The 20719-nt window shown below is 59.7% G+C and carries 18 protein-coding genes; 5 read left to right on the forward strand and 13 right to left on the reverse strand.

Annotation, left to right across the window (positions count from 1 at the left end; all coding sequences use genetic code 11):
* The first annotated feature begins 109 nt into the window (after window positions 1-109).
* Entirely contained in the window at window positions 110-1489 is a 1380-nt protein-coding gene (locus tag ACA074_RS03430) for an MFS transporter (RefSeq protein WP_401268737.1), read from the forward strand.
* A 46-nt stretch (window positions 1490-1535) separates the two neighbouring features.
* Here the strand turns inward: ACA074_RS03430 and ACA074_RS03435 are convergent, their stop codons facing one another.
* From ACA074_RS03435 to ACA074_RS03445, 3 genes are all read right to left on the reverse strand, one after another.
* Complete coding sequence (locus tag ACA074_RS03435) at window positions 1536-2489, reverse strand: adenosine deaminase (protein WP_401268734.1); 954 nt, start codon at window positions 2487-2489, stop codon at window positions 1536-1538.
* Window positions 2490-2569: 80 nt separating this feature from the next.
* The gene (locus ACA074_RS03440; protein WP_497678443.1) at window positions 2570-3535 is read right to left on the reverse strand and encodes a 2-oxoglutarate and iron-dependent oxygenase domain-containing protein; all 966 of its coding nucleotides are present in this window, start codon (window positions 3533-3535) and stop codon (window positions 2570-2572) included.
* A gap of 142 nt (window positions 3536-3677) precedes the next feature.
* Window positions 3678-4751: a BMP family ABC transporter substrate-binding protein gene (locus ACA074_RS03445; RefSeq protein WP_489880626.1), complete on the reverse strand. Its 1074-nt coding sequence runs from the start codon at window positions 4749-4751 to the stop codon at window positions 3678-3680.
* Window positions 4752-5026: 275 nt separating this feature from the next.
* Between ACA074_RS03445 and ACA074_RS03450 the strand changes: the two genes are divergently transcribed.
* Window positions 5027-6118, forward strand: a complete 1092-nt coding sequence (locus tag ACA074_RS03450) for a calcium:cation antiporter (RefSeq protein WP_497616339.1) — start codon at window positions 5027-5029, stop codon at window positions 6116-6118.
* A gap of 52 nt (window positions 6119-6170) precedes the next feature.
* On the opposite strand, the gene ACA074_RS03455 is transcribed toward ACA074_RS03450, so the two are convergent.
* The 3 genes from ACA074_RS03455 to ACA074_RS03465 all read right to left on the reverse strand — a co-directional run bounded on the left by ACA074_RS03455 (window position 6171) and on the right by ACA074_RS03465 (window position 8833).
* Entirely contained in the window at window positions 6171-7529 is a 1359-nt protein-coding gene (locus tag ACA074_RS03455) for an 8-oxoguanine deaminase (protein WP_497678444.1), read from the reverse strand.
* A gap of 243 nt (window positions 7530-7772) precedes the next feature.
* Complete coding sequence (locus ACA074_RS03460) at window positions 7773-8459, reverse strand: SDR family oxidoreductase (protein ID WP_497678445.1); 687 nt, start codon at window positions 8457-8459, stop codon at window positions 7773-7775.
* Between the two features lie 17 nt (window positions 8460-8476).
* Window positions 8477-8833 carry a MerR family transcriptional regulator gene (locus ACA074_RS03465; protein WP_187681311.1) on the reverse strand — a complete coding sequence of 119 codons (357 nt, stop codon included), beginning with the start codon at window positions 8831-8833 and terminating at the stop codon, window positions 8477-8479.
* A gap of 83 nt (window positions 8834-8916) precedes the next feature.
* Between ACA074_RS03465 and ACA074_RS03470 the strand changes: the two genes are divergently transcribed.
* The gene (locus ACA074_RS03470; RefSeq protein ID WP_489880623.1) at window positions 8917-9366 is read left to right on the forward strand and encodes a hypothetical protein; all 450 of its coding nucleotides are present in this window, start codon (window positions 8917-8919) and stop codon (window positions 9364-9366) included.
* Between the two features lie 17 nt (window positions 9367-9383).
* Here ACA074_RS03470 and ACA074_RS03475 read toward each other — a convergent pair whose 3' ends face one another.
* The 7 genes from ACA074_RS03475 to ACA074_RS03505 all read right to left on the reverse strand — a co-directional run bounded on the left by ACA074_RS03475 (window position 9384) and on the right by ACA074_RS03505 (window position 17276).
* On the reverse strand, window positions 9384-10310 hold the full coding sequence (locus ACA074_RS03475; protein ID WP_497678446.1) for an ABC transporter permease: 927 nt from the start codon (window positions 10308-10310) through the stop codon (window positions 9384-9386).
* Window positions 10310-11416 (reverse strand): ABC transporter permease, encoded by a 1107-nt coding sequence (locus ACA074_RS03480; protein WP_497678447.1) that lies wholly within the window; start codon window positions 11414-11416, stop codon window positions 10310-10312. The genes ACA074_RS03475 and ACA074_RS03480 overlap by 1 nt, the downstream gene beginning before the upstream one ends.
* A gap of 13 nt (window positions 11417-11429) precedes the next feature.
* The gene (locus ACA074_RS03485) at window positions 11430-12977 is read right to left on the reverse strand and encodes an ABC transporter ATP-binding protein (RefSeq protein ID WP_497678448.1); all 1548 of its coding nucleotides are present in this window, start codon (window positions 12975-12977) and stop codon (window positions 11430-11432) included.
* Between the two features lie 537 nt (window positions 12978-13514).
* Window positions 13515-14096, reverse strand: a complete 582-nt coding sequence (locus ACA074_RS03490) for an IMPACT family protein (RefSeq protein ID WP_497678449.1) — start codon at window positions 14094-14096, stop codon at window positions 13515-13517.
* Between the two features lie 7 nt (window positions 14097-14103).
* On the reverse strand, window positions 14104-14754 hold the full coding sequence (locus ACA074_RS03495) for a TetR/AcrR family transcriptional regulator (protein WP_187681306.1): 651 nt from the start codon (window positions 14752-14754) through the stop codon (window positions 14104-14106).
* An 89-nt stretch (window positions 14755-14843) separates the two neighbouring features.
* Complete coding sequence (locus ACA074_RS03500; protein ID WP_497678450.1) at window positions 14844-16232, reverse strand: uracil-xanthine permease family protein; 1389 nt, start codon at window positions 16230-16232, stop codon at window positions 14844-14846.
* Between the two features lie 123 nt (window positions 16233-16355).
* Entirely contained in the window at window positions 16356-17276 is a 921-nt protein-coding gene (locus ACA074_RS03505; RefSeq protein ID WP_497678451.1) for a LysR family transcriptional regulator, read from the reverse strand.
* A 138-nt stretch (window positions 17277-17414) separates the two neighbouring features.
* On the opposite strand from ACA074_RS03505, the gene aptA reads away from it, so the two are divergent.
* Together aptA and ACA074_RS03515 are read left to right on the forward strand one after the other, a co-directional pair.
* Entirely contained in the window at window positions 17415-18764 is a 1350-nt protein-coding gene (gene aptA, locus ACA074_RS03510) for an omega-aminotransferase AptA (RefSeq protein ID WP_187681303.1), read from the forward strand.
* Window positions 18765-18839: 75 nt separating this feature from the next.
* Window positions 18840-20333, forward strand: a complete 1494-nt coding sequence (locus ACA074_RS03515) for a CoA-acylating methylmalonate-semialdehyde dehydrogenase (protein ID WP_187681302.1) — start codon at window positions 18840-18842, stop codon at window positions 20331-20333.
* Window positions 20334-20719 lie beyond the last annotated feature (386 nt).

Below are 20719 nucleotides of genomic sequence, written 5' to 3' on the forward strand. Positions count from 1 at the left end.
TCGGGCGTTACGGCGTCGTCTACGACTGCGAGCAGGTCGCATCCAGTACTAACTCTGAATCACCATCGCGCACACTCGATCCGGGGACTTTTCGGATGGGGGACGCGGCATGGACACTCAAGGCTTCAGCGCGGCAGAACGTTTGGAACGGCTGCCGATCAGCGGTTATCACCGGATTATTTTCATCATCATCGCCTTGGCGTTTTTCTTCGACTCCATGGATCTGGCGATGATGACGTTCCTGCTCGGTTCGATCAAAGCCGAGTTTGGTCTGAGCAGCGCGCAGGCGGGTCTGCTCGCCAGTTCGAGCTTCTTCGGCATGGTGCTGGGCGCGTCGCTTTCCGGCATGCTCGCCGACCGCTTCGGGCGCAAACCGGTGTTTCAGTGGAGCATCGTTCTCTGGGGAGTGGCCAGTTACCTGTGCTCGACGGCGCAAACGGTCGAGACGCTGACGCTGTTCCGCATCCTACTGGGGATCGGCATGGGCATGGAGTTTCCCATTGCGCAGTCGATGTTGTCCGAGCTGATTCCGGCGCAACGGCGCGGTCGCTACATCGCATTGATGGATGGCTTCTGGCCGCTGGGTTTTGTCGCGGCCGGGGTGCTGTCGTACTTCCTGTTGCCGGTGATTGGCTGGCGCGACATCTTTCTGGTGTTGGCGGTGCCGGCGGTGTTTGTGCTGGCGATCCGGTTTTTCATACCCGAGTCACCGCGCTGGCTGGAACAGGCCGGACGGCATGGAGATGCCGATAAAGTCTTGAACGGGATCGAAGAGCGCGTGCGATCGTCCCTTGGCGTTGCGACATTGCCGCAACCGCTGCGCCTGCCGCGAACCGTGACGCCTCCGGGCAACTTTTTCTCGGCGCTGAAGCAGATCTGGTCGCCGCAATACCGCCAGCGCACAACGATGATCTGGAGCCTGTGGTTCTTTGCGCTGCTGGGTTTTTACGGGCTGACGTCGTGGCTCAGTGCATTGCTGCAACAGTCGGGTTTCGCCGTAACCCAGTCGGTTTACTACACCGTGCTGATTTCTCTCGGCGGGATTCCCGGATTTCTGATGGCCGCGTGGCTGGTGGAGCGCTGGGGACGCAAACCGGTGTGCATCGTCACGTTGCTCGGCGGCGGGGTGATGGCGTTTCTCTACGGGCAGAGCGCGGTGTTTGGCGGCAACGTGGCCTTGCTGATCAGCACGGGATTGCTGATGCAGTTTTTCCTGTTTGGCATGTGGGCGGTGCTCTACACCTACACGCCGGAGTTGTATCCAACCTCGGCTCGGGCGACAGGCTCGGGGTTTGCCTCGGCGATTGGCCGTGTGGGTTCCTTGCTCGGGCCGTTGATCACCGGGCTGGTGTTCCCGATCACCGGGCAGGGTGGGGTGTTTGCGTTAGGCGCGTTGTGCTTCGCGATTGCGGCGGGGGTGGTGTGGCTGTTCGGGATGGAGACGCGGGGCAAAACGCTGGAAGAGCTGACAGAGTCGACATCGGTATAAATGTGGGAGCGAGCAAGCTCGCTCCCACGTTGGATCTTCAGCGTTATTACGGTTTTACCAACCGCGCATCCAGGCTGTTCTGGGCCAGGCGCTTGGCCTGATCCTGGGTCATGCCCAAATGCTCGTACAGCGCATGGAAGTTCTCGGTGACATAACCGCCGAAATACGCCGGGTCATCGGAGTTGACCGTGACTTTCACGCCACGTTCGAGCATGTCGAGGATGTTGTGCTGCGACATGTGATCGAACACGCAGAGCTTGGTGTTCGACAGCGGGCACACGGTCAGCGGGATCTGCTCGTCGATGATCCGTTGCATCAGGCGCTCGTCTTCGATGGCGCGCACGCCATGATCGATGCGCTGGATTTTCAGCAGATCGATGGCTTCCCAGATGTACTCCGGCGGGCCTTCTTCACCGGCGTGGGCGACGGTCAGGAAGCCTTCGTGACGGGCGCGGTCGAACACGCGCTGGAACTTGCTCGGCGGATGGCCCATCTCGGAACTGTCCAGACCGACCGCGACAAACGCGTCACGGAACGGCAGCGCCTGATCGAGGGTTTTCTGTGCTTCTTCTTCGCTCAAGTGGCGCAGGAAGCTCAGGATCAAACCGCTGGTGATACCCAGTTGCTGCTCACCATCTTTCAAAGCGGCCGCGATGCCGTTGAGCACCACTTCGAACGGGATACCCCGGTCGGTGTGGGTCTGCGGATCGAAGAACGGTTCGGTGTGAATCACATTCTGCGCTTTGCAGCGCAGCAGGTAGGCCCAGGTCAGGTCGTAGAAATCCTGGGAGGTGCGCAGCACGTCGGCGCCCTGGTAATACAGGTCGAGAAATTCCTGCAGATTGTTGAAGGCGTAAGCCTTGCGCAGGGTTTCGACGTCATTCCACGGCAGGGCGATCTTGTTGCGTTCGGCCAGGGCGAACAGCAGCTCGGGCTCCAGCGAGCCTTCCAGATGCAGGTGCAGTTCAGCCTTGGGCAGGGCGTTGAGCCAGTCGTACATATTCTTTTCTCATCAGGTGCAATGGCGGCATTCTACAGATGCTCGCCGAAACAATTGGCAAAACCTGACCAACCGATCCGTCACACCGCTTCCTGTTCCCGCCGATAGGCGTAGGTATCGGCGAAGCGCGACAGCAGGAATTCGGCGCAAGTGGTGGTCGGGTATTTCGCCGGGTGCTGTGCGTCCTGGCAACCGGGCAGGCATTCGATGCGAGTGTCCGGGTGCGGTTCGGCGAAGAACGGCATCGAATAGCGATCCACCCCGAGCGGGCTGTTCACCCGATGTGGCGTCGAGCGATAACGGTCGTTGCTCCAGCGCGCCATCATGTCGCCGAGGTTGACCACGAAGGTGCCGTCAATCGGCGGCGCATCGATCCATTCACCGTTGACGTTCTTCACTTGCAGGCCACCGGCGCTGTCCTGATAGAGCAGGGTGATGCAGCCGTAATCGGTGTGCGCGCCGGCACCTTGCTGTTCGGCGGAACTGGCGGTGTGGCGCGGTGGGTAGTGGATCATCCGCAACACACTGACAGGCTCATTGAAACGGCTGTCGAAGAAATCACGTTCAATGCCGAGGGCAATGGTTATTGCTCGCAGCAACGTTTGCGCGAGGGCCTGCATGTCGAGGTAATGCTGCTCCATCAAGGTTTCCCATCCCGCTTGCGCAGGATGGCGGTTCGGCCCGCGCAAGGGTTTTTCTGCCAGCACCTCAGGATGGTTCGCCGGCAGGTGCAGGCCCATGTCGAAGGTTTCTTTCAGGTCGCTGGGTTTATCCGGGTCGAGTTGTTCGGTGGCGATGGCGCCATAGCCACGATGGTGGCGGGTCTGGGTGATATCGATCTGAAGTTTTTCCTGCGCAGGTCGCGCAAAAAAGCGTTGCGCATGGTCGAGCAGGGCGTCGATGCGCTGCGCCGGGATAGGATGGCCCTTGATATAGAAGAAGCCCCACTCGCGGCAGGCCAGATCGATTTGTGCGGCGACGGCGGGCCAGGCGTTCTGGTTGTCGCTGTAGAGCGGGCTGATGTCGATGATGGGAAGCTGATCCATACACAATCCTTGGGGCGGTGAGTTTCCAATTTGGGAGCGAGCCTGCTCGCGAAGAGGGCGTGTCAGACAACATCTTTGTTCAATGACACACCGCTTTCGCGAGCAGGCTCGCTCCCACAGGGTTTTGTGTAGTGAGTAAAAATTACTTCGGCATCTCGGCCTTCATGCCTTCCACGTAATAGTTCATCGACGCCAGTTCCGCCGTGGTCGCACTCACACCCGCCGGAATTTTCTCGACCCCGGCCTGATCCTTGATCGGCCCGGTAAACGGTTGCAACGCGCCGCTCTTGATGTCGGCAATGATCTGCTCGGCCTCGGCTTTAACCGGCGCCGGCACCAGATCGCTGATCGGCAGTTCAACCGTACCTTCTTTCAGCCCGCCCCAGTAATCCTGCGACTTCCAGGTGTGATTGATGACGCTTTGTGTCGCCTGAATGTAGTGCGGCGCCCAGTCGTTGACGATCGAGGTCAGCACCGCTTTCGGGCCGAAGTGCGCCATGTCCGAGGCATACCCCACCGCGTACACCCCACGGCGTTCGGCCGCCTGAATCGGTGCCGGGCTGTCGGTATGCTGGAACACCACGTCGACACCCTGGTCGATCAGTGCGTTGGCGGCATCGGCTTCCTTGCCCGGATCGAACCACGAGTTGACCCACACCACTTTGATCTCGGTGCCGGGGTTGTACTTGTTCAGGGCCAGTTGAATCGCGTTGATGTCGCGGATCACTTCCGGAATCGGGAACGAGGCGACATAGCCGATCTTCTTGGTCTTGGTCATCTTTGCCGCGAGGAAACCGCCGACGTAGCGGCCCTCGTAAGTGCGCGCCAGATAGGTGCCGAGGTTCTTGTCCTGCTTGTAACCGGTGGCGTGTTCGAAGGTCACTTTGGGAAATTGCTTGGCGACTTTCAGCGTCGGGTTCATGTAGCCGAAAGATGTGGTGAAGATCAGGTCGTACTTGTCCTTGGCCATGTTGCGGATCACCCGCTCGGCGTCGGCGCCTTCGGCAACGTTCTCCACGTAGTTGGTGGTGATCTGTGAGCCGAGCTTCTCCGCCAGCGCCTTGCGCCCCTGTTCATGCTGATACGTCCAGCCGTGGTCGCCGATCGGGCCGATGTAGACGAAACCGACCTTCAGCGGATCGGCAGCGCTGGCGCTCAGGCTGATCCCCAGACCGATAGCGGCGCACAGCAGTTTGTGCAGCGGACGTATTTGCATGAATTGGAGCTCCATTTTGTTGTGTGTGGTCAGCACCAATGCAAATTGCTGACCAACAGGACAAAAAATCAAAAGATCGCAGCCTTCGGCAGCTCCTACATTGGATCGGCGTACTCCTGTAGGAGCTGCCGAAGGCTGCGATCTTTTCAGGCCGGAACCAACGCAGTGCAACTCTGCGAATTCACGCCATCCACTGGTGCGCTAAGGTGTAACGAAACGTTAGCGCCGCCCCGCAGTCAGTAGCTCATTCGCACTCTTCGGTAAAAAGGCCCGCAATGCTCTCAATCCTCAAGCAAGAAAGCTTTCTTGTGCTGGCCCTGCTCGCCGCACTCGTCGCTTATCCACTGGAACACTGGATGCTGCACAGCGGCCAGATGGTCGCGCTGATTTCAGGTCTGGTACTGATCGCTTTCATCGTCGCCGCCTCGATGCGTGTCGCCCATCAAGCTGAACTGCTGGCGGAAAAAGTCGGCGATCCCTACGGCACGATGATCCTCACCCTGGCCGCCGTGCTGGTGGAAGTGGTGATCCTGGCGATCATGATGAGCAACGAAGCCTCGGCGACGCTGGTGCGCGACACCATCTATTCCGCAGTGATGCTCGATATCAACGGCATCCTCGGCCTCGCCGCGCTGATGGGCGGGATCAAGCACGGCGAGCAGTCCTACAACGATGATTCGGCGCGCAGCTACAGCGTGATGATCCTCACCGCCATGGGCGTGTCGATGGTGGTGCCGGAGTTCATTCCCGAGGCCAACTGGAAGATTTATTCGGCGTTCACCATCGGCGCGATGGTGGTGCTTTACGCGTTGTTCCTGCGCATGCAGGTCGGCCCGCACAGCTACTTTTTCAGCTACAGCTACCCGGACAAACGCCGCAAAAAAGAGCCGGCGGAACAGGAGCCGAAACCGGTCAGCCTGGCGCTGTCTATCGGGATTCTGGTCGCGGGTGTAGTGGTGATCGGCGCACTGGCCGAGGTGATGTCCAAGACCCTCGATCTGGGCCTGGAAGGCACGGGGGCGCCGCCGGTGATCACGGCGATTCTGGTGGCGGCGATCTCGGCCGCGCCGGAGATTTTGACCGCGTTGCGCGCCGCATTGGCCAACCGCATGCAGTCGGTGGTCAATATTGCGATGGGCGCGTCACTGTCGACGGTGATCCTGACTGTGCCGGTGATGGAGGCGATGGCGCTGTATACCGGCCAGCCGTTTCAGATGGCGATGACACCGGTGCAGACGGTGATGATTTTCCTGACGCTGATCGTCAGCGCGATCAACCTCAATGACGGCGAGACCAATGCCATCGAAGGCATGACGCACTTCGTGTTGTTTGCGACGTTTATCATGTTGTCCTTGCTGGGCCTCTAACGACGGATGATCGTTCCCACGCAGAGCGTGGGAACGATCAGATTGGGAAAGATCAGGTACCGGCAATCAACTGGCGCGCCGCCTGGCTGTGATCGGCAATCAGGCCTTTCAGATCCAGCCCTTCAACCTGACCATCCACCACACGCCACTTGCCGCCAATCATCACCCGATCCGCACGATCCGCACCGCACAACAGCAACGCCGAAATCGGATCATGGCTACCCGAGAAGCGCAGTTCATCGAGCTTGAACAACGCCAGATCCGCCTGCTTGCCCACCGCCAGTTCGCCAATGTCAGTACGCCCCAACAGGCTTGCCGAACCCTTGGTCGCCCAGCCCAAAACACGTTCCGGAGTAATCTTCTCGGCGCCGTAACGCAGGCGCTGGATGTACAGCGCCTGACGCGCTTCAAGGATCATGTTCGACGCATCGTTGGACGCCGAACCGTCGACGCCCAGACCAAACAGCGCACCGGCGTCGGTCAGGTCGATACTCGGGCAAATGCCGGAAGCCAGGCGCATGTTCGAACTCGGGCAGTGGCAAATGCCGGTGCCAGCCTGGCCGAGGCGGGCGATTTCGTCCGGGTTGAAGTGGATGCCGTGGGCCAGCCAGGTGCGCGGGCCGAGCCAGCCGACGCTGTCCAGATAATCCACGGTGCGCAGGCCGAAACGCTGCAGGCAGAAATCTTCTTCGTCGAGGGTTTCGGCCAGGTGCGTGTGCAGGCGCACGTCGAGTTTGTTCGCCAGTTCGGCGCTGGCCGACATGATTTCCGGCGTCACCGAAAACGGCGAGCACGGCGCCAAAGCGATCTGGATCTGCGCGCCGTCACCGCGCTCGTGGTACTCGTGAATCAGGCGCTGGCTGTCGTCGAGAATCACCTGACCTTCCTGCACGGTCTGCTGCGGCGGCAGGCCACCGTCCTTCTCGCCGAGGCTCATCGAACCACGGGTGAGCATGGCGCGCATGCCCAGTTCACGCACGGTTTCGACTTGTACGTCGATGGCGTTTTCCAGACCGTCCGGGAACAGATAGTGGTGGTCGGCGGCGGTGGTGCAGCCCGACAGCAGCAATTCAGCCAAAGCCACTTTCGTCGCGAGGGCGAGTTTTTCCGGGGTCAGGCGCGCCCACACCGGGTACAGGGTTTTCAGCCACGGAAACAACGGCTGATTGACCACGGGCGCCCAAGCGCGAGTGAGGGTTTGGTAGAAGTGGTGATGCGTGTTGATCAGGCCCGGCAGGATCACGTGTTCGCGGGCGTCGAACACTTCATTGCATGGCGCGGACGGCTGCTGACCGGCAGCGAGGACTTCGACGATCACACCGTCTTGCAGCACCAGACCGCCACGGGCATCGAGCTCGTTGGACGTGAAAATGGCGAGGGGATTTTTTAACCAGGTACGGATGGCAGGCATTGTGGCCGGCTCCTCTGAAAATTGGGTTCAGGGTTGCCAGCTCAGTGTTGCCCTGTCTGCTGATCCAGGGTCGTCGCGGGGACGAGGTGCGGAGTTTCAAACAAAACCGCTTTATGGGCAACCCCCACCCGACAGGACACCACGATCCCCTGTAGGAGCTGCCGAAGGCTGCGATCTTTTGATCCTGTTTTTTAAATCAAAAGATCGCAGCCTTCGGCAGCTTCTACAGGGAGATTTGTGTGCTTACCAGGGAATGGTTTCACCCTTGTAGTTCACAAAGTGATGCCCGCCCTTGCCGGTATACGCATTCACCTGATCAACCAGGCCGCGCGTGCTGGTCTCGACATCAACGTTGGCGCCTTCGCCGCCCATGTCCGTCTTCACCCAACCCGGATGCAGCGACAGCACGGTCAGTTTCTGCTCGCCCAGTTGGCTCACAAAGGTGTTGGTCATCGAGTTCAGCGCAGCCTTGCTCGCTTTATACAGCGCCAGTTCCGGCTCGTCAGGCGTAGTCACGCTGCCCAGCCTCGAACTCATGAACGCCAGCACGCCGCTGCCGTCGCGAATCTGCCCGACAAAGCGCTGGGCCAGATTGATCGGTGCCACGGCGTTGGTGAAAAACAATTTCCCGACTTCAGCCAGTGTCGCGCCGCCCGGGGTTTGCACGTCCGGGCCTTTGACTCCGGCGTTGACGAACAGCAGGTCGAAGGTTTCACCTTTGAGTTGCTGACTCAGGGCGATCACTGCTTGCTGGTCATCCATGTCGAGCTTCTCGATGCGCACCTTGCCCAGCGCTTGCAACGCCTCGGCTTTTTGCGGATTGCGCACCGTGGCCGTCACTTGCCAGCCATCGGCCAGCAGGGTTTGCACCAAACCGAGACCCAAGCCACGGGAGGCGCCGATGATCAGTGCGTTTTTTGCCTGGGACATGATGGGTTCCTTGAAAGTCAGAGTTCAGGATTCAATGGACACGCCTGACCGAGCCGTAGTTGCAACTCCTGACGCAAGGCGTCGAGCTCACTCATGCGGGTTTCGATCAGTTGCAGTTTGTCGCGCAGCAATTGCGCCACGGCGTTTTCCGGATCGGGCGCGTTCCACAACGCGGCAACGCTGGCGCCGATCTCGCCGAGGGTAAAGCCCAGTCGTTGCGCAGTCTTGATGTAGAGCACCAGTTGCACCATCTCCGACGGATAGTCGCGATAACCGTTGGCACTGCGTTGCGCCGCGATCAATCCGCGCTGCTCGTAGAAACGCAGCGTGTCGCGGCTGACGGCGCTGGCTTGGGCTAACTCACCGATGCGCATTGTGCTGCACTCAATAGGGCTTGACCCTGGAGCATACTCCAGGCTTTACCGTGGTTGCTCCTCAAATTTCTGGAGCATGGATGATGTGGACGGCAACCCAGTATCGAAACGTGGTGCGCGGCAGTGCCTGGTATGACTTGATCGTCACGGCGGCGTTTGTTACGCCGTGGAGTTTTGCTGTTTTACATGAGCTGTTAACCGCGCTGGATTTCCCTGGCGAACTGCCGGCATTCCAACCGGTGCACATGTTGATGGCGAATCTGTTGGGCTCGGTGGTTTGTGTGTGGGCAGTGCTGCGGATTCGGGATCCGCAGGCGCTTTATGGACGGTATGACGCGGTGGCGCGATTTCTGTTTGCGGCTTGGCAGGGATATGCCTTGCTGCAGGGCGCCAGTTCAATTTTGATTGTTTTTCTGGTCTTCGAACTGGCGTGGGGCGTGGCTCAGGTGTTGCCTGTCAGTACGCTTTCGCGAGCAGGCTCGCTCCCACAGGGGAATGCGGTTTACTGTGGGAGCGAGCCGGCTCGCGAATAGGCCCGCTCAGAAAACAATTAATGCCCTGTCTGCCAAGGCTGCCCCAGCGAAACCGGCGCATACAACCGTGTCCTCACCGCATCACGCGACAACAACACCAGCACCACAATCGTCGCGACATACGGCAGCATCGCCAGCAAACTCGACGGAATCGCCAGCCCCAACCCCTGCGCCACCAGGTGCAGGATGCTGGCGAGGCCAAACAGATACGCCCCGAGCAACAACCGCCACACTCGCCAACTGGCGAACACCACCAGTGCCAAGGCAATCCAGCCACGCCCGGCGGTCATGTTCTCGGCCCACATCGGCGTATACGCCAGCGACAGATAAGCCCCGGCCAAACCCGCCATCGCCCCGCCAAACAGCACCGCCAACGTGCGCACGGTCAACACCGGCAAGCCCATCGCACTCGCCGCATCCGGGTTCTCGCCAACCGCCTGAATGATCAGCCCGACACGGCTTTTGATGATCACCCACGCCACCAGCGCAAACAGCGCGAACGACAGATACACCAACAGATCCTGAGCAAACAGCATCCGCCCGATCAGCGGAATGTCACTCAGATACGGAATCGCCATTGGCTCAAATCCCGCCAGCGGTTTACCGACCCACGCCGCCCCGACAAACGTCGACAGGCCCACGCCAAAAATCGTCAGCGCCAGACCGGTCGCCACCTGATTGGCGTTGAACACCAGCGCCACCAGAGCAAACAGCGACGACAACAACATCCCCGCGAGCATCGCCAACAACACGCCGAGCCACAGGTTGCCGCTGTTCAGCGCGACAATAAAACCGATGACCGCGCCGAACAGCATCATTCCTTCCTGCCCAAGGTTGAGCACGCCGCTCTTCTCGCAGATCAGTTCACCCAACGCCACCAACAGCAGCGGTGTACCGCAACGCACCATGGCGTAGAAAATATTGCTCAGCAGATCGATATCCATCACAGCGCTCCGGCGGTTACGGCGGTGGTCGAGGTGCGCCGCGTCCAGCGCAGTTTCAGCCGTGGCCGATAGAGAATCAGCACGTCACAGGCCAACAGGAAAAACAGCATCATTCCCTGGAACAGTTGGGTAATCGCTTGCGGCAGATTCAGGCTCATCTGCGCACTCTCGCCACCGATGTACAGCAGCGCCATCAGCAGACTGGAAAACAGAATCCCGAGCGGATTGAGGCGCCCGAGAAACGCCACGGTGATCGCCGCATAGCCATAACCCGGCGACACTTGCGGCACGAGTTGGCCGATCGGCCCGGTGACTTCGCAGACCCCGGCCAGCCCCGCCAACCCACCGCTGATCAACAGCGCCAGCCAGATCAAGCGCTTCTCGCGAAAGCCGACAAACCCGGCCGCGCGCTTATCCAGCCCGAGCACTTTGATCTGGAAACCGACAAAGCTTTTCTGCAACAGCACCCACACCGCAACCAGCGCGAGCAGGGCGAAATACACCCCGGCATGCACGCGGCCATCCTCCATCAACAGCGGTAAACGGCTGGCGTCGCCGAACATCGCCGACTCGGGAAAGTTGAAGCCAGCCGGGTCTTTCAACGGCCCGTGGACGCAGAACAACAGCAGGTTCAGTGCGATGTAATTGAGCATGATGCTGGTGAGGATTTCGTTGGCGTTGAAGCGCGTGCGCAGCCACGCCGTCAGCCCGGCCCACGCAGCGCCGGCGAGGGTGCCGGTGAGCAGAATCAGCACCAGCGCCCAACGGCTTTGCATATCGATGATGTTCACCGCCAAGGCACTGCCGGCCAATGCGCCGAGCAGTAGTTGACCTTCGGCGCCGATGTTCCAGATCCGCGCTTGATACGCCACCGCCAGCCCCAGTGCGCAGAGCATAATCGGCAGGGCTTTGACCAGCAATTCCGACACGCCGTACAAGTCGCTCACCGGCGCGATCAACAAAGTGTGCAAGGTTTGCAGCGGGTCGTGGCCGAGCGCGATAAACAGCAGCGAACCGCAACCGAGCGTCAACGCCGCCGCCAACAACGGCGAGCACCAGAGCATCAGGCGCGATTGCTGGCCACGGGGTTCGAGGGAAAGCAGCATGTTGAAAACTCCGTTAAACCGTGGCGTGTTGTTGAGGGGCATGGAACTGGCCGGCCATCCAGCCGCCGACATCGCTCAGTTGGGTGTCCGCCGTGTTGTGCAGTGCAGATATGTTCCCGCCGCACAACGCGCCGAGGCGGTCGCTGATCTGGAACAGTTCGTCGAGGTCTTCGGAAATCACCAGAATCGCCGCACCGGCATCGCGCAACGCAATCAGTGCGCGGTGAATGGTGGCGGCAGCGCCGACGTCCACGCCCCAGGTCGGGTGCGCGGCAATCAGCAGTTTCGGTCGCTGGAGGATTTCCCGGCCCAGAATGAATTTCTGCAAATTGCCGCCGGACAGACTGCGCGCAGCGGTTTGCGTGTCCGGGGTTTTTACGCCGAAGCGTTGAATGATTTGTTGCGCGAGGGCTTCGACCTTGCCGCGTTGGATCAGGCCGTTACTGACCAATCCTTGTTGGAAAGCCGTGAGCAGGGCGTTGTCCGCCAGACTCAACTCCGGCACCGCGCCATGGCCGAGGCGCTCGGCGGGCACGAACGCCAGACCGAGTTTGCGCCGCGCATCAGGGCGTAAATCGGCGACAGATTGTTCACCGAAGCGAATCGTCGCCGCCTCGGCGCGCGGCAGCGTTTGTTCGCCGCTGAGCAGGGCGAGCAACTCATCCTGACCATTGCCCGCAACCCCGGCAATGCCGACGATTTCACCGCTGCGCACTTGCAAGTCGATATCGCTCAGCGAGCAGCCGAATGGATCGGGGTTATGCCAGCTCAAACCACTGACCTGCAAAAACGCCGCGCCGCCGCTGACCTTCGGATAGTCACCGATCAACGCCGCCGCTTCGCCGACCATCAATTGCGCCATTTGTTGATCCGAGCACTCTGCCGGCACGCAATGCCCGGCTACGCGCCCACCGCGCAGCACCGTCGCGCTGTGGCACAACGCGCGGACTTCACCGAGTTTGTGGCTGATAAACAGAATGCTGCAGCCCTCGGCGGCGAGGCGACGCAAAGTGATGAACAACTCGTCGGCCTCTTGCGGCGTCAGCACCGAAGTCGGTTCATCGAGGATCAATAGACGAATGTCCTGCATCAGGCAGCGAATGATTTCCACCCGTTGCCGCTCACCAATCGACAGGCTGTGGACGAGTCGTTCCGGCTCCAGCGCCATGCCGTAACGACGCGAAACTTCGCGAATCTTCGGCTCAAGTTGTTTCGGCGTGCCGGCCCTGGCACCCATGGCCAGCGCAATGTTCTGCGCCACGCTGAGGGTGTCGAACAGCGAGAAATGCTGGAACACCATGCCGATCCCCAACTGCCGCGCCTGCGCCGGGTTGCGAATATTCACCCGCTGACCTTGCCAGAGCATCTCGCCGGAATCGGCTTGGGTCACGCCGTAGATGATCTTCATCAGCGTACTTTTACCCGCGCCGTTTTCACCGAGCAGCGCGTGGATTTCACCCGGCGCGATGTTCAGGTCGATGGCGTCGTTGGCCAGGCAACCGGGATAGCGTTTGCTGATTTGGCGCAGATGCAGGCGCGGCGTTGTATCGGGGGTGGGCATGACAGGCTCGACTGACTTGGAGTTGTGCCTGTGGATAAAGCAATTTCCTGGCCATTGAGTCAGGAACTCGCGCAACCGCTGTTCCAGCGCCTCGATTGCAGAGCATCCCGGCCTGAATCGTGGTGGTGGCCGGCACCAATTGAGAGCAAAGCCGTTGATCAGGCTCCAGTTTTGCCCGTGAGCAGTTGATCAAAAAACGAGCAAAAGCGTCGGGCCTATGCAGAACCTGCGACTGCGCCAGCCATGAACGGGTTATCCACAGGTTGTTCCACAGTTATTGTGCGCAAGCCATAAACCCGGGAATAAGCACTGCGGTGCTTTCTTCTAATGGTGATAAACAACGCTAACTGATTGTTTCTGTTTGAAATTTATACTTGGTCGGACGAATTGAGCGAAAAGTGAACAAACCGCGCAAAGCCACGTGACAGAAGGGTTACAGCGTTATGTGCTCAGGTTATCCACAGTCGGGTGCACAGCAGGTGTGGGCAACTCATTGGAATAACAGATTGGGTGGATGCCCTAAAAGATCGCAGCCTTCTAACGCTGGAGCAAAATCCGCCCACGGCTCAAATCGGCGAGCTGGGTTTGCAGAATGTCGATCTGCGCCTCACCTACCGCCAACTGCAATTCAACGCCATTGGCGGTGAAATTCTCTTCCACCACCAACCCGCCCAGATCCACCACCCGCAACTTCACCAACGCCAACTCGGCAAACCCACAGGCGCAACTCAACGGCACGCGACTGATCAACTCGACCTTCGCCGCCGTTTGCAGGCACTTGTTCGCGCCGCCGCCATAGGCCCGGGCCAACCCACCAGTACCCAGTTGAATGCCGCCATACCAACGGATCACCAGCACCGCGACCTGATCGCAATCCTGCGCTTCGATCGCCGCCAGAATCGGTCGCCCGGCCGTGCCGCCGGGTTCGCCGTCGTCATTGCTGCGGTACTGATCGCCGAGTTTCCACGCCCAACAATTGTGCGAGGCGTTCAAGTCGCTGTGTTGTTCGAAGAACGCCTGCGCGTCGGCGGGGCTGCCGATCGGTGCGGCGAAGGTGATGAAGCGGCTTTTGCGAATCTCTTCGCGGTACTCGCAAAGACCGCTGAGGGTGAAAGGCATAAACGTCTTATATAGAAGGAGTGAGGCCGCAGCCTTTGAGGATGATACGGATCAGGTTGTTGCCGGCGTCTTCCATGTCCTGCTTGGTCAACTTGCTGCGACCGCTGACCCGGCAGATCTGCGTGGCGAAGTCGGCGTAATGCTGGGTGCTGCCCCACAGCAGGAAGATCAGGTGTACGGGGTCCACCGGGTCCATCTTGCCGGCATCGATCCACGCCTGGAACACGGCGGCCCGTCCGGTGAACCAGGCGCGGTAGTCCTGATTGAAATATTCAGTGAGGCATTCGCCACCACTGATCACTTCCATCGCGAAAATGCGCGAGGCTTGCGGCTGACGGCGGGAGAATTCCATCTTGGCGCGGATATAACGGGTCAGCGCTTCGGCCGGATCGTCCTCGGCCGTGAGGGTGTTGAAGGTGCTGTCCCACAGCTCGATGATGTTGCTCAGCACCGCCACATACAAACCGAGTTTGTTGGTGAAGTAGTAATGCAGATTCGCCTTGGGCAACCCGGCATTCTGGGCGATGGTGTTCATGCTGGTGCCTTTGTACCCGTGACGGGCGAACTCGTCTTCGGCGGCTTTGAGGATGGTCTCTTCGTTCTTCTGACGAATGCGGCTGGCGGGCTTGCCGCCGTGAGCTGGGACTTCAAAGGTCATAGGCACTTCCGGGTTTTGTCTGTGGGTGCAACCAGTTGCGTTGATAGCGCACCCACAGGCATCCGACAAGTCCTCAAACAATAAAACCGTTACGCCTGTTCGATCTTGTTCAGCGGTGCATGCGCTTCTGCGGCCTCCGGTTTGGCTTCCGGGAGCAGCAGGCAAAGGATGATCGCCGTCAGCCCGCCGCTGGTGATCGCCGAGTCGAACAGGTTTTGCACCAGTTTCGGCAGCAGGTGCAAAAGGTTCGGTTGCGCGGCGATGCCCAGGCCGACGCCGAACGAGGTGGCGATGATCAACATGCTGCGTCGATCCAGCGGCGACTGCGCGAGGATGCGCACGCCGGCAGCGGCGACCGCACCGAACATCACCAGCGTCGCACCACCGAGCACCGGTTTCGGAATCTGTTGCAGTACCGCGCCGATCATTGGAAACAGACCGAGGCAAAACAGAATCGCGCCGATGTACAACCCGACATAGCGACTGGCAACCCCGGTCAACTGGATTACGCCGTTGTTCTGCGCAAACGTGGTGTTGGGGAATGCGCTGAATGTCGCGGCAATCATGCAGCTCACGCCATCACCGAGCACGCCGCCACGCAAGCGGCTTATATAAGAAGGACCGCTGATTGGCTGGCGAGCGAGCATGCAATTGGCGGTGAGGTCGCCGACGGTTTCGATGGTGCTGATCAGATAAATCAGCGCGACCGGCAGGAAAGCCGTCCAGTCGAAGCTGAATCCGAACTTGAATGGTGTGGGAAAACTCACCAGTGGCAGGTCAGGCAACGGCTGCGGCACCAGTTTCCCACTGAACCACGCCGCCAGACTGCCGAGCACCAGGCCGATGATGATCGCCGAAAGCCGCACCCAAGGTGTGTTTGAGCGGTTGAGCAGAATGATCGTCAATAAAACAAATACACCCAGCGCCAGATTACCCGGCGCGCCAAAGTCCGGCGCATTGAAGCCGCCGCCCAGATCGGTGATGCCGACCTTGATCAGGCTGATACCGATCAGCGTAATGACAATCCCGGTCAGCAGAGGCGTAACGACGCGGCGCAACTGGCCAATGAAACGACTGAGGACGATCTGCACAATCGCGCCGAAAAAGCACACGCCGAAGATCATCGCCAGAATGTCCTCCGGGCTGCCGCCACGCTGTTTGACCAGAAAGCCCGCCGACAGCACCGCGCCGAGAAAGGCGAAACTGGTGCCTTGCAAACAGATCATCCCGGCACCGATGCCGAACGGCCGACGCGCCTGAATAAACGTGCCGACACCGGAAACCATCAGCGCCATGCTGATCAGATAAGGCAAATGCGCGGTCAACCCGAGTGCCGAGCCGATCACCAGTGGCGGAGTGATGATGCCGACGAAACTGGCGAGCACATGTTGCAGGGCGGCGAGGATCGCGGCGGGTGGTTTCGGACGGTCGTTGAGGCCGTAGATCAGATCGCTGTTCGGTTCGGTATCTGGCTGCATGGGTGGGGCGCTTCTTGTTTGGAGGATCGAGGTTGATCCTGCTTTGCAAAAAGCTGTCCACTTGCTCAGGTTATTCGCCTGATTAATCTGTGAGGCCAAACGTGGCTGGGCCTTTCAGGATTTTCAACGCGTCGTCGCCAGACTCTCCAGAAAGCTTTCCAGCACCAAATGGGGGCGCCGGCCCTTGCGCGTGACCGATGCGAGGCTCAAGTCATAAAAACGCGTCTGCGCCTTGAGTGCACGCAAGCGGCCCTGTTGTACCCAGAGGCTGGCGTAGTGATCCGGCAGGTAACCGATGTAGCGCCCGGTCAGAATCAGAAACGCCATGCCTTCGCGGTCGGAGGCGCTGGCGGTGCAATTGAGTGCCTGGTAATGCGCCTGAATGTCCGCCGGCAACCGGAACGTCGGGGCAATCGCATCCTGACTATTCAGGCGCTCGTCATCCAGTTGCTTGTCATCGACATAAAACAGCGGATGACCGACCGCGCAGTAAAGCAGCGAGCGTTCGCTGTACAGCGGCTGGTATTCCAGGCCGGAAAGCGCACTGGCCTGCGGCACCACACCGACATGCAACCGACCATCGAGCACGCCTTGTTCGACTTCATTGGGAGCGATCATGCGGATTTGAATCTGCACGTCCGGCCCGCGTTCCTTTAACTGGGCGAGGGCGTGGGTGATGCGCATGTGGGGCAGGGTGACGAGGTTGTCGGTCAGACCGATGATCAACTCACCGCGCAAGTGCTGGTGCAGACCGTTGACCTCAGTGCGGAAACTTTCCAGCGCACTCAATAGCTGTAGGGCTGACTGGTAGACCTCGCGACCTTCTTCGGTCAGCGAGAATCCGGCGCGGCCGCGTTGGCACAGGCGCAGGCCGAGGCGTTGTTCCAGATCGCTCATCTGCTGGCTGATTGCCGATCGACCAATGCCGAGTACGGTTTCCGCCGCTGAAAACCCCCCACATTCCACAACGCTGCGAAAAATCCGCAGCAGGCGAATATCAAAGTCACTGACCTGGGCCAGCGGATCGGGACGGCGGCTGCTCATGCTTGATCGCTCAAAGTTTAGTGATGATCTAACTGAAGGTTAGAAGTGTTGGATTTCACCGACTTTATCCGCGTGGCAATTTAGCTGCAACAACGCTTTCTATCTCTCTGACGCTTATGCCCTGCGAGGTTTTGCCCGATGAACATGCCTGAAACCGCTCCGTCGCCACTGGCCAGCCAACTGAAGCTGGACGCGCACTGGATGCCGTACACCGCCAACCGCAACTTCCAGCGCGATCCGCGTTTGATTGTTGGGGCCGAAGGCAGCTGGCTGTTCGATGACAAGGGCCGCAAGATCTACGATTCGCTGTCCGGTCTGTGGACCTGCGGCGCCGGGCACACCCGCAAGGAAATCCAGGAAGCAGTCTCCAAACAACTGGGTACTCTCGACTATTCGCCGGGCTTCCAGTACGGCCATCCGCTATCGTTCCAGCTGGCCGAGAAAATCACCGACCTGACCCCGGGTAACCTGAACCACGTGTTCTTCACCGACTCCGGCTCCGAGTGCGCCGATACTGCGGTGAAAATGGTGCGTGCCTACTGGCGCCTGAAAGGTCAGGCGACCAAAACCAAAATGATCGGCCGTGCCCGTGGCTACCACGGTGTGAACATCGCCGGCACCAGCCTCGGTGGCGTCAACGGCAACCGCAAAATGTTCGGTCAGGCGATGATGGACGTCGATCACCTGCCGCACACTCTACTGGCGAGCAATGCGTTCTCCCGTGGCATGCCGGAGCAGGGTGGCATCGCTTTGGCTGATGAACTGTTGAAGCTGATCGAACTGCACGATGCGTCGAACATCGCAGCCGTGTTCGTTGAACCAATGGCCGGTTCCGCCGGCGTGTTGGTTCCGCCTCAGGGGTATCTGAAGCGTCTGCGCGAAATCTGCGATCAGCACAACATCCTGCTGGTGTTCGACGAAGTGATCACCGGTTTCGGCCGCACCGGTTCGATGTTCGGCGCCGACAGCTTTGGCGTCACCCCGGACCTGATGTGCATCGCCAAGCAAATCACCAACGGCGCGATCCCGATGGGCGCGGTGATTGCCAGCTCCGAGATCTACCAGACCTTCATGAATCAGCCGACCCCGGAATACGCTGTGGAATTCCCCCACGGTTACACCTATTCGGCGCACCCGGTGGCTTGCGCCGCTGGCCTGGCGGCACTCGACCTGCTGCAAAAGGAAAATCTGGTGCAGAGCGTGGCCGAAGTCGCGCCGCACTTTGAGAACGCGCTGCATGGCTTGAAAGGTTCGAAGAACGTCGTCGACATTCGTAACTACGGTCTGGCCGGTGCGATCCAGATTGCCCATCGTGACGGCGACGCCATCGTGCGTCCGTTCGAAGCGGGCATGGCCCTTTGGAAAGCCGGGTTCTACGTGCGCTTCGGCGGCGACACCCTGCAGTTCGGCCCAACTTTCAACAGCAAGCCGCAAGACCTTGATCGTCTGTTCGACGCGGTCGGCGAAGTGCTGAACAAGCTCGACTGATTTTCCCTCTATATAAGTACAAACAGCAGACGTCTCTTCGGGGACGTCTGTGGACAAGAATTCAGGAGTTACTCGATGAGCGTTATCCCGCATTTGATCAATGGCGAACTGGTGACCGAGAACGGTCGCGCGGTAGATGTGTTCAACCCGTCCACGGGTCAGGCGATCCACAAGTTGCCACTGGCCAGCCAGGCAACCATTCAGAAAGCCATCGATGCCGCCAAGGCTGCTTTTCCAGCGTGGCGCAACACACCGCCGGCCAAACGTGCCCAAGTGATGTTCCGCTTCAAGCAACTGCTGGAGCAGAACGAAGCGCGCATCTCGCAATTGATCAGCGAAGAGCATGGCAAGACGCTCGAAGACGCAGCTGGTGAGCTGAAGCGCGGTATCGAGAACGTCGAGTTCGCCTGCGCCGCCCCGGAAATCCTCAAGGGCGAGTACAGCCGCAACGTCGGCCCGAATATCGATGCCTGGTCGGACTTCCAGCCGCTGGGCGTGGTGGCTGGTATCACGCCATTCAACTTCCCGGCCATGGTGCCGCTGTGGATGTACCCACTGGCGATCGTCTGCGGCAACTGCTTCATCCTCAAGCCGTCCGAGCGTGATCCAAGCTCCACGCTGCTGATTGCTCAGCTGCTGCTGGAAGCCGGTCTGCCGAAAGGCGTGATGAACGTGGTGCATGGCGACAAGACTGCGGTCGACGCGCTGATCGAAGCACCGGAAGTCAAAGCACTGAGCTTCGTCGGTTCGACGCCGATTGCCGAATACATCTACGCCGAAGGCACCAAGCGCGGAAAACGCGTTCAGGCCTTGGGCGGCGCGAAGAACCACGCGGTGCTGATGCCGGATGCCGATCTGGACAACGCGGTCAGCGCACTGATGGGCGCGGCTTACGGTTCCTGCGGCGAGCGTTGCATGGCGATCTCGGTGGCGGTGTGCGTCGGTGACCAGGTGGCGGATGCGTTGGTGGCCAAACTGGTGCCGCAGATCAAGGCGCTGAAAATCGGTGCCGGTACTTCGTGTGGTCTGGATATGGGGCCGCTGGTCACCGGTCAGGCGCGTGACAAGGTCAGCGGTTATGTCGATGACGGCGTGGCGGCGGGCGCGACCCTGGTGGTTGACGGTCGTGGTCTGAGCGTCGCCGGTCATGAAGAAGGCTTCTTCCTCGGTGGCTGCCTGTTCGACAACGTCACCCCTGAGATGCGCATCTATAAAGAAGAGATCTTCGGGCCGGTGCTGTGTGTTGTTCGCGTTAACAGCCTGGAAGAGGCGATGCAACTGATCAACGATCACGAGTACGGCAACGGCACCTGCATCTTCACCCGTGACGGTGAAGCGGCGCGTCTGTTCTGCGACGAGATCGAAGTCGGCATGGTCGGCGTCAACGTGCCTCTGCCGGTACCGGTGGCTTATCACAGCTTCGGCGGCTGGAAGCGTTCGCTGTTCGGCGACCTTCATGCTTATGGTCCGGATGGCGTGCGCTTCTATACCCGTCGCAAGGCCATCACCCAGCGCTGGCCGCAGCGTGCGAGCCATGAAGCATCGCAATTCGCCTTCCCTAGCTTGTAAGTAGAGGGGATGAGAAGGCCGACCTCAGGGTCGGCCTTCGTGTTTTCGGGCTTTTTTGACCGATATGACAGAATTATGAAAATAGGTGTTGACGGCAGATTCTGGAAGTCTATAATTCGCCCCACTTCCGGCGCAGTCGAAACGGAAAACTCCTTGATATTCAATGAGTTATACGGTTTTCGGCAGTGGGTTGCTTCAGTTCATCGAAGCCTGGAAGGAGTTGAAAGAGCGGTGATGTTTGGCTCTTTTAACGGTTCGATCTTCTCGGTCGAAAGCGGAGAAAAAGAGGTGTTGACAACAGCGAGTAACGCTGTAGAATTCGCCTCCCGCTAACGAGAGATCGGAAGCGCAAGTGGTTGAAGTTGTTGAAGAATTCTTCGAAAGCT

This window comes from Pseudomonas sp. LBUM1655 (genome assembly GCF_059716085.1).

Excerpts from the sequence above, each read along its gene's own strand:
- ACA074_RS03430 (WP_401268737.1), top strand. The coding sequence starts at position 110 with ATGGACACTCAAGGCTTCAGCGCGGCAGAACGTTTGGAACGGCTGCCG.
- ACA074_RS03435 (WP_401268734.1), bottom strand. The coding sequence starts at position 2,489 with ATGTACGACTGGCTCAACGCCCTGCCCAAGGCTGAACTGCACCTGCAT.
- ACA074_RS03440 (WP_497678443.1), bottom strand. The coding sequence starts at position 3,535 with ATGGATCAGCTTCCCATCATCGACATCAGCCCGCTCTACAGCGACAAC.
- ACA074_RS03445 (WP_489880626.1), bottom strand. The coding sequence starts at position 4,751 with ATGCAAATACGTCCGCTGCACAAACTGCTGTGCGCCGCTATCGGTCTG.
- ACA074_RS03450 (WP_497616339.1), top strand. The coding sequence starts at position 5,027 with ATGCTCTCAATCCTCAAGCAAGAAAGCTTTCTTGTGCTGGCCCTGCTC.
- ACA074_RS03455 (WP_497678444.1), bottom strand. The coding sequence starts at position 7,529 with ATGCCTGCCATCCGTACCTGGTTAAAAAATCCCCTCGCCATTTTCACG.
- ACA074_RS03460 (WP_497678445.1), bottom strand. The coding sequence starts at position 8,459 with ATGTCCCAGGCAAAAAACGCACTGATCATCGGCGCCTCCCGTGGCTTG.
- ACA074_RS03465 (WP_187681311.1), bottom strand. The coding sequence starts at position 8,833 with ATGCGCATCGGTGAGTTAGCCCAAGCCAGCGCCGTCAGCCGCGACACG.
- ACA074_RS03470 (WP_489880623.1), top strand. The coding sequence starts at position 8,917 with ATGTGGACGGCAACCCAGTATCGAAACGTGGTGCGCGGCAGTGCCTGG.
- ACA074_RS03475 (WP_497678446.1), bottom strand. The coding sequence starts at position 10,310 with ATGGATATCGATCTGCTGAGCAATATTTTCTACGCCATGGTGCGTTGC.
- ACA074_RS03480 (WP_497678447.1), bottom strand. The coding sequence starts at position 11,416 with ATGCTGCTTTCCCTCGAACCCCGTGGCCAGCAATCGCGCCTGATGCTC.
- ACA074_RS03485 (WP_497678448.1), bottom strand. The coding sequence starts at position 12,977 with ATGCCCACCCCCGATACAACGCCGCGCCTGCATCTGCGCCAAATCAGC.
- ACA074_RS03490 (WP_497678449.1), bottom strand. The coding sequence starts at position 14,096 with ATGCCTTTCACCCTCAGCGGTCTTTGCGAGTACCGCGAAGAGATTCGC.
- ACA074_RS03495 (WP_187681306.1), bottom strand. The coding sequence starts at position 14,754 with ATGACCTTTGAAGTCCCAGCTCACGGCGGCAAGCCCGCCAGCCGCATT.
- ACA074_RS03500 (WP_497678450.1), bottom strand. The coding sequence starts at position 16,232 with ATGCAGCCAGATACCGAACCGAACAGCGATCTGATCTACGGCCTCAAC.
- ACA074_RS03505 (WP_497678451.1), bottom strand. The coding sequence starts at position 17,276 with ATGAGCAGCCGCCGTCCCGATCCGCTGGCCCAGGTCAGTGACTTTGAT.
- aptA (WP_187681303.1), top strand. The coding sequence starts at position 17,415 with ATGAACATGCCTGAAACCGCTCCGTCGCCACTGGCCAGCCAACTGAAG.
- ACA074_RS03515 (WP_187681302.1), top strand. The coding sequence starts at position 18,840 with ATGAGCGTTATCCCGCATTTGATCAATGGCGAACTGGTGACCGAGAAC.